General features: G+C 67.4%; 19 protein-coding genes and 1 pseudogene. 17 read left to right on the top strand and 3 right to left on the bottom strand.

Features of this window, described 5'->3' with window-relative positions:
• Positions 1-13 precede the first annotated feature (13 nt).
• The 10 genes and pseudogenes from ACODSC_RS10950 to ACODSC_RS10905 all read left to right on the top strand — a co-directional run bounded on the left by ACODSC_RS10950 (position 14) and on the right by ACODSC_RS10905 (position 4,937).
• Positions 14-385, top strand: coding sequence for a Ros/MucR family transcriptional regulator (locus ACODSC_RS10950; protein ID WP_488814064.1), 372 nt, complete (start codon positions 14-16; stop codon positions 383-385).
• A 23-nt stretch (positions 386-408) separates the two neighbouring features.
• Complete coding sequence (locus ACODSC_RS10945; protein WP_488813932.1) at positions 409-687, top strand: hypothetical protein; 279 nt, start codon at positions 409-411, stop codon at positions 685-687.
• 11 nt (positions 688-698) lie between these two features.
• Entirely contained in the window at positions 699-1,244 is a 546-nt protein-coding gene (locus tag ACODSC_RS10940; protein ID WP_167762481.1) for a 3'-5' exonuclease, read from the top strand.
• Positions 1,241-1,705 (top strand): TetR/AcrR family transcriptional regulator, encoded by a 465-nt coding sequence (locus ACODSC_RS10935; protein ID WP_488813931.1) that lies wholly within the window; start codon positions 1,241-1,243, stop codon positions 1,703-1,705. Before ACODSC_RS10940 ends, ACODSC_RS10935 begins: the two co-directional genes overlap by 4 nt.
• The gene (locus ACODSC_RS10930) at positions 1,705-1,866 is read left to right on the top strand and encodes a hypothetical protein (RefSeq protein WP_167762482.1); all 162 of its coding nucleotides are present in this window, start codon (positions 1,705-1,707) and stop codon (positions 1,864-1,866) included. The genes ACODSC_RS10935 and ACODSC_RS10930 overlap by 1 nt, the downstream gene beginning before the upstream one ends.
• A 55-nt stretch (positions 1,867-1,921) precedes the next feature.
• Positions 1,922-2,332: a hypothetical protein gene (locus ACODSC_RS10925; RefSeq protein WP_488813930.1), complete on the top strand. Its 411-nt coding sequence runs from the start codon at positions 1,922-1,924 to the stop codon at positions 2,330-2,332.
• Entirely contained in the window at positions 2,329-2,991 is a 663-nt protein-coding gene (locus ACODSC_RS10920) for a hypothetical protein (RefSeq protein WP_488813929.1), read from the top strand. The genes ACODSC_RS10925 and ACODSC_RS10920 overlap by 4 nt, the downstream gene beginning before the upstream one ends.
• Before the next feature lie 362 nt (positions 2,992-3,353).
• Positions 3,354-3,632 (top strand): hypothetical protein, encoded by a 279-nt coding sequence (locus ACODSC_RS10915; protein ID WP_488813928.1) that lies wholly within the window; start codon positions 3,354-3,356, stop codon positions 3,630-3,632.
• A gap of 4 nt (positions 3,633-3,636) precedes the next feature.
• A pseudogene (locus ACODSC_RS10910) lies at positions 3,637-3,780 on the top strand (helix-turn-helix domain-containing protein); the annotation flags it as partial.
• 17 nt (positions 3,781-3,797) lie between these two features.
• A complete protein-coding gene (locus ACODSC_RS10905) occupies positions 3,798-4,937 on the top strand; it encodes a tyrosine-type recombinase/integrase (protein WP_488813927.1) in 1,140 nt (379 codons plus the stop codon).
• 76 nt (positions 4,938-5,013) lie between these two features.
• Here the strand turns inward: ACODSC_RS10905 and ACODSC_RS10900 are convergent, their stop codons facing one another.
• Positions 5,014-5,865: an alpha/beta hydrolase gene (locus ACODSC_RS10900; protein WP_488813926.1), complete on the bottom strand. Its 852-nt coding sequence runs from the start codon at positions 5,863-5,865 to the stop codon at positions 5,014-5,016.
• Positions 5,866-5,911: 46 nt separating this feature from the next.
• Positions 5,912-7,957 carry an AsmA family protein gene (locus tag ACODSC_RS10895; RefSeq protein WP_488813925.1) on the bottom strand — a complete coding sequence of 682 codons (2,046 nt, stop codon included), beginning with the start codon at positions 7,955-7,957 and terminating at the stop codon, positions 5,912-5,914.
• A gap of 178 nt (positions 7,958-8,135) precedes the next feature.
• Between ACODSC_RS10895 and ACODSC_RS10890 the strand changes: the two genes are divergently transcribed.
• Positions 8,136-8,438 (top strand): hypothetical protein, encoded by a 303-nt coding sequence (locus ACODSC_RS10890; protein ID WP_488813923.1) that lies wholly within the window; start codon positions 8,136-8,138, stop codon positions 8,436-8,438.
• 79 nt (positions 8,439-8,517) lie between these two features.
• On the opposite strand, the gene ACODSC_RS10885 is transcribed toward ACODSC_RS10890, so the two are convergent.
• Positions 8,518-10,629 carry a S9 family peptidase gene (locus ACODSC_RS10885; RefSeq protein ID WP_488813921.1) on the bottom strand — a complete coding sequence of 704 codons (2,112 nt, stop codon included), beginning with the start codon at positions 10,627-10,629 and terminating at the stop codon, positions 8,518-8,520.
• Between the two features lie 124 nt (positions 10,630-10,753).
• On the opposite strand from ACODSC_RS10885, the gene ACODSC_RS10880 reads away from it, so the two are divergent.
• The 6 genes from ACODSC_RS10880 to murU are packed head-to-tail and all read left to right on the top strand — an operon-like array spanning position 10,754 to position 14,573.
• Positions 10,754-10,999, top strand: coding sequence for a type II toxin-antitoxin system Phd/YefM family antitoxin (locus ACODSC_RS10880; RefSeq protein WP_346495819.1), 246 nt, complete (start codon positions 10,754-10,756; stop codon positions 10,997-10,999).
• The gene (locus ACODSC_RS10875) at positions 10,996-11,379 is read left to right on the top strand and encodes a type II toxin-antitoxin system VapC family toxin (RefSeq protein ID WP_488813920.1); all 384 of its coding nucleotides are present in this window, start codon (positions 10,996-10,998) and stop codon (positions 11,377-11,379) included. The genes ACODSC_RS10880 and ACODSC_RS10875 overlap by 4 nt, the downstream gene beginning before the upstream one ends.
• A 60-nt stretch (positions 11,380-11,439) precedes the next feature.
• Positions 11,440-12,294, top strand: coding sequence for a GNAT family N-acetyltransferase (locus ACODSC_RS10870; RefSeq protein WP_488813919.1), 855 nt, complete (start codon positions 11,440-11,442; stop codon positions 12,292-12,294).
• The gene (tsaE, locus tag ACODSC_RS10865) at positions 12,291-12,749 is read left to right on the top strand and encodes a tRNA (adenosine(37)-N6)-threonylcarbamoyltransferase complex ATPase subunit type 1 TsaE (protein WP_488813918.1); all 459 of its coding nucleotides are present in this window, start codon (positions 12,291-12,293) and stop codon (positions 12,747-12,749) included. Before ACODSC_RS10870 ends, tsaE begins: the two co-directional genes overlap by 4 nt.
• Entirely contained in the window at positions 12,736-13,833 is a 1,098-nt protein-coding gene (gene amgK / locus ACODSC_RS10860; RefSeq protein WP_488813916.1) for an N-acetylmuramate/N-acetylglucosamine kinase AmgK, read from the top strand. The genes tsaE and amgK overlap by 14 nt, the downstream gene beginning before the upstream one ends.
• Before the next feature lie 29 nt (positions 13,834-13,862).
• Positions 13,863-14,573 carry an N-acetylmuramate alpha-1-phosphate uridylyltransferase MurU gene (gene murU, locus ACODSC_RS10855; RefSeq protein WP_488814063.1) on the top strand — a complete coding sequence of 237 codons (711 nt, stop codon included), beginning with the start codon at positions 13,863-13,865 and terminating at the stop codon, positions 14,571-14,573.
• Positions 14,574-14,591: the final 18 nt, after the last annotated feature.

The following is a 14,591-nucleotide window of genomic DNA, read 5'->3' as shown; positions in this document are numbered from 1 at the left end:
CGCCTTCATCGACATCGACCGCACCATGCCGGACGACCGGTCCCGCGCCATCGGCATGCTGGTCGCATGGGCCTGCCGCGTCGTGTTCGGCGGCGACGCTGCACCTCCGCTGACGACGGACATCGACCTTTCCCAGGTGTCGGCGCCCGACAATCCGGCCGTGCCGATCCGCAAGTCGATCCAGCCGGACTATCTGGTCTGCCTGGAGGACGGTCGCCGCTTCAAGTCGCTGAAGCGCCACCTGCGCACCCGCTACGACCTCAGCCCCGAGGACTACATCGCCCGCTGGGGGTTGCCCTCGGACTATCCGATGCAGGCGCCCAACTTCGCCCGGAATCGCGCTGAACTGGCGGCGAGGATGGGTCTTGGCGGAGGGGCGAACTGATGCCTTGCGATTGCATCCGGACAATGAACGCCCGACTCGCCGAACGTAACGGCCACCTTGTCACCACCCTGTTCGGAACGCCGCGAGCCGTCATCGGCAGCGAGAAGATCGACAGCAAGAAGCGGGGCCAGCCGCCCGTGGCCATCGCCAGCTTCTGCCCCTTCTGCGGCGATGCTTACGAAAAGCCGACCGACGCGCCGCCGCCGCCTGAACCCGCCTCGCCCATCACACCGCCCCGGACGCCGGAAGACGGCCGCCGCCCCTCCACGCCTGAGGACGGCCAGCCCGTCACCACCCGATAAGGACCCCGACGATGAACGACGTCATGATCGACATGGAAACCAAGGGCACGCGCGTCGGCTGCGTCGTCCTCTCTCTTGGAGCCGTCTTCTGGGACCCCATCACGGGACGCCTAGGCGAACAGTTCGAGGCCGTCATCAATATCGGGTCGTGCCGCGCCCTGGGGCTGCATGAAGACCCCGAGACGGCGGCCTGGTGGGACAGGCAATCCCCCGAGGCCCGCCAGATCCTGACGGACGTCGAGACGGCGCCGATGGGGCTGGGCGAGGTGCTGGACACCTTCACCGACTGGCTTCGCGACCATGGCAATCTGCACAGCGTCAAGGTGTGGGGCAACGGCGCGGACTTCGACCCGGCCATCCTGATCCACCTCTACGCCATCACGCGGAAGATGCAGCCATGGTCCTACAACAACAGCCGCTGCTTCCGCACCCTGAAGAACATCGCCCAGGCCGAAGAGCCTCTGCGCATCGGCACCCACCACAACGCCCTGGACGACGCCCGCCACCAGGCCGTCTGGGCCGGTCGCCTGTTCGCCGCCCTGAGGGCCGCCGCATGACCGCCGCCGCGATCATCGACGCCGATGCCGCGCCGACCAAGAACCGTCGCCAGCTGGCCAAGGAACGCAGCCTCGCAAAGCTGAAGACCGAGGGGCGCTTCCTGTTCGAGAACGTCGGCTATTTCGACGTCGGCATCCGCGACATCGCCGAACGCATGGGCATGTCCACAGGCGCGGTGTTCAGCCACGTCTCCGACAAGGCCTCGCTCTGGCGCCTGGTCATGGACGGCCCGCCGCCGTCCGAAGTTCTGGCTGAGGAAGTCGCCCTGGTCGAGGCGCTTCACCCCGGCTGGGGCTGGAACATGCGCAAGATGGGCGGCCAGTATATCGCCAGCCTGACCAGCCCCGACTTCCACCTCACCACCCACGGCGGCCTCAGCGTCACCGGCAAGGGCGACAGCCCGGCCAGCGCCCTGCGCGAAGCCCGCATCGAGGCCGATCGCAAGGCGGGGCGGGCGTGATGACGAACGCCGTTCGCACCTTCGACCCGATCCCCGATCGCCACCCGCGACTGCTCGCCTGGATCAACGCCTACCGCACCGCCGGCGTCCCGCTGCGCCGCCTCGCCGACCTGTTCGAGATCACGGTCGCCGAACTGATCGAGGCCGGAGCGCGGCCGTGATCCTGACCTTCCTCCACCAACTGATCCTCATCCTCACCGGCAAGGAGCGCCTGCTGTGACCAAAACCATCGTCGATGACTTCAACGCCCGCCACGCGATCGGCGACGCGTTCTGGGCCTACAAAGGCCCCAAGGGCGATAACCCCATCGCCTGCATCCTGCGCGCCCCGGCTGAACTCCTCGGCGGACATACGCCGGTCGCATGGCTGGACGGCGTGTCGGGCTGCATCGCCCTGACGCACCTTGAGTCGCGCACGATCAAGGACGGTCATTGCGACATCTGCGGTCAGGCCATCAAAGGCCCTGACCTCTGCGCCACAGACGTAGACATGGGGCCATGCCACGCTGCCTGCCTCGAAGGTTCGCCGGTCGTCGATTTGGGAACCGGCGAAGTCCTGCCTGACGCCCAAGGCCGCACCTATCGTTGGGATAGCCTGCCATCTGCAAAGTGGGAGGCAGGTGCATGACGCAGGCCTCGACACCCGGTCCGGTGAGCGTTTTGGCGTTTCACTGCGAGAGCACCCGATTGGTTCCGCTCCTACGCAAGGAAGCCGAGCGCCTTGGCAGGGGCATCCCGACCGACCGTCCGGGCCTGCACAAGGACATCTGGACGGCGGCTGAGATCATTGAACAGGCCGAGACAGCGTTTTCATTCTCGCAGAAAATGGACGCCCTCAACCCTGCTGGCGAAGCGTCCGGGCAGACAGCAGAGGGCCGAGATCGCAGCTTCATTCCCGGCATGATGCGCTGCGCCAAATGCGGCTTCGTGTTGGTCAGGACTAATCTCTACGTCCGCGCCGGAACGACGGGACCGGGCGACAACAAGACCGAGCCCTGCCCGAATGGCTGCGGCCCGCTTTGGCCCATGACTTGGCAGCAACACGCACGGGATATGGCCGAGCGGTGTGAGGCGGCGGTCCTCGAAGCGGCCAATCTTCGAAAAACCCTGGAGGCCGGGTCGCAGGCCTTGGACGTTGCAAACCAACATATCCAGCACATGGCGGCTTGGATTTCGAAGACGAACGCCAGCGACACCCCCTTGCACGGCTATTCGTTCGAGGCGCTAGGCGAGGACAAATGGATCATCGACCAAGCCATCGCCGCCCTGAAAGCGGAGCGGAAGTAGATGACGCATTCAGAGAGGTTCAACGTCGGCGACGAGGTCTGGTGGCACGTTCCTTCCGTCATGGACCATTGCAGGACGTGGTGTCCTAACACGAACAAGCCCACGACGATAATCGCTGTTCGGGCAGCGCCCGGCGTAAGGGTGGATCACCCTCAACTGGTCAGGGTGTCGCCCAACTATAGCCCCTACGGAGACGAGTTCTCGGGCGCATGGTTCCTGCCGGTCGGCATCCAGTCTCACAACGACCCGGCATACCGCGCCCTGAAAGCGACCGCTGCACAGCAGCTCGCCGAAGACGATGAGTTTCTAACCCAGCGCTCACTGCAACGAGACCGGGAAACCTATGATGGGGAGGGCGACTGATGATCGTCGTTCGCGTCGAACTTTGGAGCGCGATCGACGGCCGCAAGACCGAACTGGCGCGCATGCACATCGCCAACGACGGCCGCGCCACCATCGCCAACTCCCGCCTCGGTGACTACCAGGGCGAGACCTTCATCGGGCGCGACACCGCCGCCCTGGACAAGGGGCGGGTGTCCAAACGCGGCGAGGTGCGCGGTTGGCGTCGTCACGACTTCCACATCTGGAATCTGGTCGCCGCCATGCTTGCTGACATGGGCTATCGGCAGGGGCGGCGGTGACGCGATGACGGCCGTCCTGACCTTCGCTCAGACCTGCGCCGAACTACAGGTTGGCGAGCACGTCTTGCGGAGTCTGATCGCGAGTGGTTCCTTGCGCGCCGGCAAGATCGGCAGCACGTGGCGCATCCGGCGCGACGATCTCAACGCCTATCTGGAGGCTCTGACGTGCCCGTCTATAAGCGCGGCGACATCTGGTGGTACGACTTCACCGTCAAAGGCGAGCGGTTCCGTGGGTCCACGGGCGCGCGGTCGAAAGAGGTCGCCGTCAAACTCGAACGCCGCGAATACGACGCCGCGCTCTTGGGAGATCTATATAAACCCCTCACGCTAGAGGAGGCGACGGACCTCTGGTTCGCCGCCCGCAAGGCGGGACGCAAGGACGCCGTCAACACCGCGCGCCGCATTCGGATACTGCTGCGCCATATCCCCGGCGCGACGCCGTTGGCGGAGATTGGGGCGCGCACCATCACCGAGGCAATGAACGCCCGGCGCTTCGAACCCATCCTTCGCGGCAAGAACCGCAAGGACACGGGCAAGCTGCCCACCAACAGCACCATCAACCGCGACCTGATCGACAGCACCCTGCGCCCGATCATCCGCTACGCCAGCCGCAACCTTGAGGCCAAGGTCAAGGACATCCCCTGGTCGGACCTGCGCCTGTCCGAGCCGCGCGGCGTGGTCATCTGGTTCACGGACGAGCAGATCGACGCCTGGGCGGCGCACATGCCCCACTGGCACCGCCCCATCCTGCGCTTCATGCTGCGTTACGGCGTCCGGCTGCGCGAGGCGTTTTTCGACTTCGACGAAGCGATCCACGACAGCCCGGCCGGGATGGATATCTACACCCGCGACCGCAAGAACGGGCCGCACGTTGTCGCCCTGCTGGACGAGGACGCCAGGGAGATGCGCGCCCGCATCGGCCGCGCTCGCGCCTTCAACGTCGGACGGCCGGCGTCCGAGCAACTGACGACGCCGTGGTTCCGCGAAATGAAGGACGGCAGCCTGCGCCCGATCCATTGGCGCGGCTTCCAGTCGGCGTCTGACCTCGCCCTTGATCGCGCCGGCATCAACGCCCGCCCCGCCCACGACGCGCGTCACCATGCTGGGACCATGCTGCTGCGCCTCAGCAAGGGCGATCTGGCCAGCGTGAAGGAACTGCTGGGCCACGAGGCTATCCAGTCCACCATGCGCTACGCCCATACATCGCGGGACGACCTTCGCACGGCGCTACGTCACGCATACGCCACACCAGAGGCGTGCGACGACGAAAAGGCCAGCGAAAACAACGGCAAAAAGACCGCTTAGACCGGCTTCAAAATCCTGTTCCGAAAGGAGTGCCGGTTCGACCCCGGCCGCCCGCACCACCTTCTTGAAAACCTGATCAGCCCAGTTGGTGGTGGAAGAACCCCGTCACATCGGCCAGGATCGTCGCCTTCTTGCGGAACAGGGGCGAGAAGGTCGCGATCAGGTCGGCGTGATCCAGGCCCGGATAGAGTTTGGCCTCCGAGCGTCCGCCGACCGCCCGCATCCGCTCGTCCAGAATGACCGTGTCCTCGTCGTGGACCACCGTGTCCGCCGTGCCGTGGCCCAGCCAGATGGGCGGGGCGTCGGGGCGTACGAAGGTGACCGGCTGGGTCAGGGTCGGGTCGGGCGCCCGGCCGAAGGCGTTTTTGGAGGCCGCCACGTCGAACGGCAGGAAGTCGTAAGGCCCCGCCAGGCCCGCCGCCGCCTTGATCAGGTCGGGCCGGCCGACGGCGGCCATATAGCGCCGGTCCAGCGTGATCATCATGGCCAGATGCGCGCCCGCCGAATGGCCCAGCACGCCCATCCGGTCAGGGTCGCCGCCGTACTGACCCGCAACCTCCGCCGCCTTAGCCGTCGCGGCGGCGGCGTCCTCGATGAAGGCCGGGAAGACCACCTGGGGCACGACGCGATAGTCCGGCAAGGCCACGACAAAACCGCGCGCCGCCAGGGCTTGCGCGGCCCAGCCATACTGGTCCCGCGATCCCGAATCCCAGCCGCCGCCATAGAAGAAGACCAGCGTCGGATAGGGTCCCGGCGCCGTGGGAGCGTAGATATCCATCCGCTGGCGCGGATCGTCGCCATAGGCGAGGTCGCGCGCCACCCGCCGCACGCCCGGATCGCGCGGTCCCAGGGCGTTGAGCAGGCCCAGCGGCGAACAGGCGGCGGCGAAGAAGCCCAGGGCGGGCGCGAACAGGCCCCGGCGTGTCATGTCATGCGTTCCATCAGGCTCAATACGTCTGCGCGGCCGTTTCGGCTCACCGGGCGCCGGCGATCAGTTGGCCGCAGTTCGCGTCCTCGGCAAGGCCCGGATCGACAAAGGCGAACAGGGCCGTCACCGGCGCCACCACCGCGCCCAGCAGGCCCGCCAGCCCGCCCTGCGACACCATCTCGCGCACGTCCACCCCGACCTTGGGCGCCGTCAGCGGGCCGGACACCGTGATCGGCGCCCACAGGCGCAGCAGGCGCGGCTTCTTGGAGTCGCCGTCAATCCGAAGGTTCAGCGTCTCGGCGCCCAGGTTGATCGTGCCCTTGCCCTGGGCCAGGACGACGTCGGTGTCGATGACGAAGGTGCGGGCCGTCGCCGTGCCCCCGCTGACGGTGAAATCGGCCACGGCGCAGCGGATCTGGCTGGTGGACTGGTCGCCGCTGAGCAGCTTCAGCAGACCCGCGCTGGCGTTGATGCCCAGCAGTTCGGCAAACGCCGCCCGCATCTGGCCATTGGGCACCACCAGGCTGAGCGAGCCCTTGGAGGCGGCGGCGAAGTCATGGATCGAGGCGCCCGGCCCCTCCAGCTTCGCCCGGCCCAGGGCGCGGCCGCTCAGGGGGACCGAACCGTTGCGCGCCGGGATGATCGATTCCAGCGGATAGCCGGCCAGCCGCAGATCGACCGTGCTGTAGGGCGTGGCCTTGGTGGCGTTGATCCGCGCCGTGCCGTTCATCTCGCCCCGGTTGAAGTTGAAGCTGATCGGGTCGAGCTTCAGTATGCCGTCCTTCAGATCGGCGCCCAGGTTCACGGCGCGAACATCGAACTCATTCGCCTTCACCGAGGCGGCGCGATAGGTCAGGGTGCCGTCCATGGTCTGCAGGCGTTCGGTCTGCAGCGGCGCATCGGGCAGCAGCTTGCCGCCCACCGCCACCGGCGCCTCGGTGTCCGTCGCCGCCGCATTGGTGCGGGTCCGCGCGCCCAGCACGGCGGCCAGGTCGTCGATGTCCAGCCGCCGCGAGGTCAATTGGGCGTCCACCCGCAGGCGTTCGGCCGAATCCACTCGCACCTCGCCCGACAGGTCAGACGCGCCGACGCGGCCGTCGAAATCCTTAAAGGTCCAGACCCGCTCGTTGCGGTTCAGCGCGCCCGACAGGCGATAGGGCGGCGTATTGGGCAGGGTCACGCCTGTCAGCAGATAGAGGTCGGACAGGTCCCGCCCTTCCATCGTCAGGGTCGCATCGAACCGGCCCAGATCGAACGGGCGGGTGATGGCGCCCTTGGCCGTCAGGGACGAGCCGGCCCCGCTGACGACGGCCTCGAACTGATAGGGCCGGTTGCGACGGATATTGATGAAGGGCCCGCCCTGGACCTTCAGCGTCAGGGGCGAACCGTTGACCGTGCCCTGGCCGTCCAGCAGGAAGCCGGCGTCGCCGCCCGCCGCTTCGCGCGCATTGACGGCCGCTTCCAGCGTCAGGCCGCGCCGCTGTTCGTCAAAGGACAGAACCCCGTCGGTGATGATCAACTGCTGGATGACGGGCAGTTTCATCCCCTCGCCGGTGTCGGGGTCGTTGGGGTTCAACTCCCAGCTCTTCTTTCCGTCCTTGGTCGCGATCAGCACCACGCGGGGGCGGGTGAAGCTGAGCAAGGGCATCTCGATCTGGCCGGCCAGCAGTTTGCGCAGCCGCACCGAGGCGCGGATCTCGTCGATGTCGGCGGTGTCGCTCTCACGCGCCCAGTCGGGCCCACCGACCTTCAGGCCGCGCACGACGGTGGACGGCGTCCAGCTGAACAGATCGACGTCAAGGTCTCCGGTCAGGGCGATCTCGCGGTCGTATTTCGCCGAGGCCCACCGGCCGATGGGGCCGCGCAGCATGTTCCAGTCGAACAGGGCCAGGAACAGCAGGACCGCCGCGATCAGCAGCAGGGTGACGGCCGCCGCCCATTTCTCGGCCGATCCCGGGCGGCGCGCGGCGGCGTAAACCGGATCGTTATCGCGGACCCAGTCGCGCCAGACCCGCGCCCGCGCGCCCGCCGGGACCAAGGCCCGCTCGCGCACGCCGGACAACATCTCTCGCCATTTCAGTGATTTGGACAATCATCCCGCTCCGTCAGCCAGAAGGAACGCGCCAGCGGCGGTTTGGCGCCGTCGCGGCGCAATCCCATCGTCAGTCACCGATTTGACGCTTGTTTGTCGCATAATCTTTACAAATGAGATTTGTGGCGCATAATTCGTCAGAGTCCTGATCTTAATTCAGGCCATGGAGGATGCCCTGATGACCCGTTTCGCCACGCCTGCCCTGATCGCCCTGACCTTCGCGGCGGCCGCCGCCCCCGCCCTGGCCGAGCAACCCCGGACCGAACGCGCGGTCGCGCGCCAGTCGGTGATGATCTGTCGAACCGATGTCGCCACCCGCCGCGCCTATGAGCGCGAGCACGGCGTTTCGCCCGTGTTCGTCACCGCCCGCGAGACCGTGGCCGCCCGCGAGGCCGGCGAGGCCTGGAGCCGGCCGCGCTGCATGACCGAACGCGAATACAACCGCCTGATCGCCACGACCCGGACGCGCGCCTCGCTTTAAGCCACCGCCATTCGGACACGAAAAAGGGCGCGGCCTTCACAGGCCGCGCCCTCGTCGTTGTTAGCTCTAGGCCCCCGCCTTATTGCGTCGGGGCCAGGTATTTGTTCAGCCAGCCGAACACTTCATTGTGCCATTGCAGGCTGTTGGCCGGCTTCAGCACCCAGTGGTTCTCCTCCGGGAAGACGATCAGGCGGCTGTCGATGCCCCGGCGTTGCAGGGCCGTGAAGGTCGACAGGCCTTGCGCCGTCGGGATGCGGAAGTCGTGGTCGCCCTGGAACACCAGCATCGGCGTCTTCCAGTTCTCGACGTGGTTGGCCGGGTTGAACTTCTGATAGCCGTCCGGATTGGCCCACGGCGTGCCGCCGTATTCCCATTCCGTGAACCACAGTTCCTCGGTCGCATAGCCCATGCCGAAGGTGTCGAAGACGCCGTCGTGGTTGACCAGGCATTTGAAGCCGTCGGACCAGTTGCCCGCGATCCAGTTGATCATATAGCCGCCGTAGGAGGCGCCCAGCGCGCAGGCATTGGAGCCGTCCAGGAAGTCGTACTTCTGCTGCGCGGCCGCCCAGCCCTTCTTCAGGTCTTCCAGCGGACGGTCGCCCCAGTGCTGGCTGATCGCGTCGGTGAAGGCCTGGCCGTAGCCGGTCGAGCCGTGGAAATCGATCATCACCACCGCATAGCCGGCCCCGGCGTAGGTCTCGGGGTTCCAGCGATAGGACCAGCCGTCGCCGAACGAGCCCTGCGGCCCGCCGTGGATCAGGAAGGCGACGGGATATTTGCGGCCCTCGACATAGCCCGCCGGCTTGATGACGTAGCCGTGGACCTCTTCATTGTTCCAGCCGGGGAAGCTGAACTGCTCGTATTCGCCGAACGCCTTGGCGGCGAAGGCCGGATTGGCCGTGGTCAGGCGACGCGGCATCTCGCGGCCGAGATAGGTCTTGAAATACAGGTCGCCCGGCTCGCGCAGGCTGTCCTGGGCGAAGACGAAGCCCGAGGGCGTCTGCTGGAAAGCCGAGACATGGCCCGCGCCCGTGATCGGGGTCACCACCCCGTTGCGCGTATCTACCGAGAACAGCTTGGTCGAACCGACGTCGCCGGCCGTGGTGTACAGCGTCTGGCCGTCGCGCGACCATTGCAGACCGTCTGCCGAACGATCCCAGTTCGAGGCGATCTCGCGCTTCTGGCCGGTTGCAACGTCCATCAGCACGATCTGGTAGCGGTCAGCCTCGAAGCCCGGCCGCGCCATGGCGCGATAGGCCAGGGTCCGGCCGTCCGGCGAGAAGACCGGACCCGCATCCCAGGCGTCGTTGTCGTCGGTCAGGTTGGCGAAGGTGCCGTCGCCCGTCAGGCCGTTGGTCTTCCAAAGGTCGAAATTGGTGCTCCACGGCTCGGTCTGACCGGCCAGACGGGCCGAGAAGACCACGGCGTCGCCCGCCGGCGTGAAGGTGAAGTCGCTCTCGTCCCCGAACGGCTTGGACGGGGTGTCGCCGTCAAAACCCTTGGTGACCCAGACCGGCGCGCCGGTCGCCTTGCCGTCGCGGCCGATCGACTGGACGAACAGGTGGTTCTGGGTGTGGTCGTTCCAGGTGTCCCAGTGGCGTACGAACATCCGGTCATAGACCTTGCCCGTCGTCTTCTGCTCGGCGATGGCCTTGCCCTGTTCGATCGAGGCGTTCAGGTCGGCCGCGTCGGGATAGACCGCCAGCGACACCGCCACCTTGTCGCCCGAGGGGCTGATCCGATAGGCGTTCACATCGGTCGGCAGATTGGTCACCTGCACCGGCGTCGCCGTCGGCGACGCCACACGCCAGACTTGGCTGGCCCCCGACTTGCCCGACAGGAAATACAGATTGCCGTCCCCGCCCCAGCGCGCGGTATTGGCGCCCTGGTCCGAAATGGCCAGGCGGCGCGGCGCGGCGTCCGGCGTGTTCAGGTCCAGCATCCACAGGCTGCCCGCGCGGCGGTTGGCCTCCACGTCCGTGGTCGTCACCGAATAGACGACATAGCGGCCGTCCGGCGACACCTGCGGATCGCCCAGCCGGTTGGCCGAGATCATGTCCTGATAGGTGAAGGCGTCCGGCGTCGCGGCCGCGGCGGGGACCGGCGCGGGCGGAACCTGGGCCAGGGCCGGCATGGCGCTCATAAGCGCGACAGCCGCGCAGGCGGCGGACAGAAGGGAACGGTGACGCATCAAGCTCTTCCTCGGAAATCTTGCTGCGGCAAGGCGTAGCACCGCCGTTCGCCGGGCGGAAGTTGTCGTGAACGCCCGACTTAGCTAAGATGGTTGGACCCACTCGAACTCGGGGGAGCGCGACATGACCACCGTCACCGTCCACCACGCCAAGACCCACCTGTCCAAACTGATCGCCGCCGCCGAACGCGGCGAAGAGGTCGTCATCGCCCGTGGCGACAAGCCGGCCGTGCGGATCGTGCCGTTCGAACCGGCCGCCAAGCCCGATCGCAAGCCGGGGCGGCTGAAGGGTATGGGCAAGTTCGACGAAAGCTTCTTCGATCCCCTGCCCGAGGAAGAACTGCGGCTGTGGGAAGGACGCGGCGATTGAATGTCCTGCTCGATACCCACGCCCTCATGTGGTGGGTCTGGGACGACGAGCGCCTGACGCAGCCCGCGAGACAGGCCATTCGATCCGCCGACACGATCTTCGTGAGCAGCGTCTCGGCCATCGAGATCGCCATCAAATATCGCATCGGCAAACTGCCGAATGGCGAGATGCTGGCCGAACATTTTCTTCAGGTCATGCAGAACGAAGCGTTCGCCGAACTTCCCGTAAGCTGGCGGGACGCGAGCCTTGCCGGCCGCATGGAAGGCGAGCACCGCGATCCGTTCGACCGCCTGCTGATCGCCCAGGGCCTGCTCAACGAACTGACGCTCGTGTCGAACGAACGCCTGTTCGACAGTTTCGGCGTGGCCCGGATCTGGTGACCCGCTGAGGCGCTCGCGCATCTTGCCCCCTCCGACCGAACCGGCGACAAGCGGTCATCCATGACCGCCACCCCGCTCCCCACCCGACGCCAGCCACACATCGTCGATGTGCTGATCGCCGAACGTGCGCCGCGCCTGACCGCCTCGCCCCTGTGGCCCGTGTTGCGGCCGGCGCTGTATGGAGTGCTGGGCTATGGGGCGGCGGTGCGGATGGCCGACGCCATCCAGCCCCTGTCGGGGACGCAGACCTTCGACTACGTCTCCGACCTGCTGAAGCTGAAGGTGACGACGACGAACCTGGACCGCCTGCCCGCGACCGGCCGCTGCATCGTCGTGTGCAACCACCCCACCGGCATCGCCGACGGGGTCGCCGTGTTCGACGCGATAAAACAGCGGCGCAGCGACATGATCTTCTTCGCCAACGCCGACGCCATCCGCGTCTCGCCCCGGCTGGACGAGACCATCATCCCCGTCGAATGGGTCCACGACAAACGCAAACGCGACAAGACCCGCGCCACCCTGACCGCCGCCAAGGAGGCGTTCGAGGCCGAACGCTGCGTCGTCATGTTCCCCGCCGGGCGTCTGGCGCGCGAGAGGAACGGCGTCCTGACCGATCCCGAATGGGCGCCGACCGCCGCCTCGATGGCGCGCAAATACGGTGCGGCGGTCGTCCCCATGCACGTCACCGGCCCCTACAGCCGCCTGTTCCACCTATTCGACAAGGTCTCGCAGGAGCTGCGCGACGTGACCCTGTTCCACGAACTGCTGAACAAGGCGGGCAAGCCGTTCGGCGTCGATGTCGGCCTGCCCATCCCCGCCGACCGTCTGGACGTGGATGCCGTCAAGGCCACCGTGGCCCTGAAACATTTCACCGAACGGGACCTCGCCGCCAATCCCGACGCGGTGTTCCCATGAAGATCGCCCTGCCCGACGCCGAGGCCACCACCGCCCTGGGCCAGGCCATCGCCCCCTTGCTGGCGCCGGGCGACAGCCTGCTGCTGTACGGGCCGCTGGGCATGGGCAAGTCCACCCTGGCGCGCGGCCTGATCCGCGCCCTGACCACGCCGGACGAGGACGTGCCGTCGCCGACCTTCACCCTGGTCCAGTTCTACGAATCCGACCCGCCCGTCGCCCATTTCGACCTCTATCGCCTGACCCGACCGGAAGAGGCGTTCGAGATCGGCCTGGACGAGGCGCTGGACGAGGGTTGCACCGTCATCGAATGGCCCGAACGGCTGGGCGATGAACCGGGCCGATTCCTGGGGCCTGACCAACTCACCGTTACGATTTCGGAACAGGGCGAAGGCCGCCTTGCGACCGTTTCCGGCATAGGCCGATGGAAAGAGCTGATCGACCATGTCCGTTTCTGACCGCGAACCCCTCCGTCTCGACTTCCTGAAGGCCGCCGGCTTGGCCGACGCCGTGCGCGCCCCCCTGCCCGGCGACGCCTCGACGCGGCGCTACGAGCGGCTGACGCCCGCGACCGGCCCGACCCTGATGCTGATGGATCAGGCCCCTGCCGCCGAAAGCCCGCCCGCCGATCCGGCCTGGACGCCGCAGCAGCGCCACGCCGCCGGCTGGAACGCCGTCGCCCGCCTGTCCGCTGGACGGATCGAGGCCTTCGCCGCCGTCGCCGCCCACCTGAAATCGCTCGGCCTGTCCGCTCCCGAAATCCCGGCCCTGGACGCCGCCAACGGCCTGGCCGTGCTGGAGGATTTCGGCGACGATCTGTTCGCCCGCGTGATCGAGGACGACGCCGACGAGACGCCGCTTTACCTGGCCGCCATCGAGGCCCTGGCCGTTCTGCACGAGGCGGGCGCTCCGCCCGAAACCCTGCACGGGCCCGGCGGCGACTGGCCGCTGCTAACCTATGACGAGACGGCGCTTCAGGGCGGGGCGGATCTGTTCGTCGACTGGCTGCCCCGGCTCGACGACCGCGTCAGCTTCGACGACGCCGCCGTCGCCGACTGGCGCGCGGCCTGGGCGCCCATCGTCGCCTCGGGCGCGGCCGGGGCCTCGGTCATGGCCCACCGCGACTATCACGCGGAAAACCTGATCTGGTTGCCTCGGCGTGAAGGCCCCGCCCGCGTCGGCATGATCGACTTCCAGGACGCGGTGCGCGCCCACCCAAGCTGGGATCTGCACTCCCTGCTGCAGGACGCCCGGCGCGACGTGTCGCGTGCGCTGGAGGCCCAGGCTCTGGACCGCTATTTCGCCCTGCGCCCCGGCGTGGACCGCGCCGCCTTCATGGCCGACTACGCCGGGCTGGCCGCCCTGAACGAGGCGCGGATCATCGGCATCTTCGCCCGTCTGATCGCCCGCGACGACAAGCCCCGTTACCGCCAGTTCCTGCCGCGCATGTGGCGGCATCTGAACGCCAATCTGGAACAGCCGGCCCTGGCGCCCGTCGCCCGCTGGTTCGACCGTTACGTCCCTGCCGAGGTGCGCGCATGACCGCTTCAAAGACCGCACCCAAGACGGCCATGGTCCTCGCCGCCGGCCTGGGCACCCGGATGCGCCCCCTCACCGACGACCGGCCCAAGGCCCTGGTCGAGGTCCAGGGCCGCGCCCTGATCGACCATGTGCTGGACCGATTGGCGGACGCCGGCGTCGAAAAGGCGGTCGTCAACGTCCACTGGTTCGCGGATCGTCTGGAAAGCCATCTGGCCGCGCGCGGCCAAAACCCTAAAAATCGCGGCCCGCAGATCGTCATTTCCGACGAACGCGCGGAACTGCTGGAGACCGGCGGCGGGCTGAAGAAGGCCCACCCCCTGCTGGGCGAGGATCCCGTCTTCGTCGCCAATATCGACAGCGTCTGGATCGACCGGGGCGATGCGTTGGCCGATCTGGTCCGTCTGTGGAACCCCGAGACGATGGACGCCGCCCTGCTGCTGGCCCGCCGCGAAGGCTCCATCGGCTTCGAGGGCGACGGCGACTTCTTCCTGCGTGATGACGGCGGCCTGGCCTTCCGGGGCGCGGCCGCTTCCGCGCCTTACGCCTATATGGGCGTCCACATCACCCGGCCCGGCTATGCCGACAACGGCTGCGAAGGCCCCTTCTCCCTCAGCCCCCTGTGGCGCAAGTCCGCCGCCCAGGGCCGTCTGTTCGGCTGCGTCCTGAACGGCGACTGGATGCACGTCGGCGATCCCCAGGCGCGGGATCAGGCCGAGTCGAAACTGGCGGGATTGGGGTGACGACGCCTCTTCTTTTCT

Source organism: Brevundimonas sp. FG128, from assembly GCF_057809775.1.
This window is presented reverse-complemented; position numbering and strand designations above follow the sequence as displayed.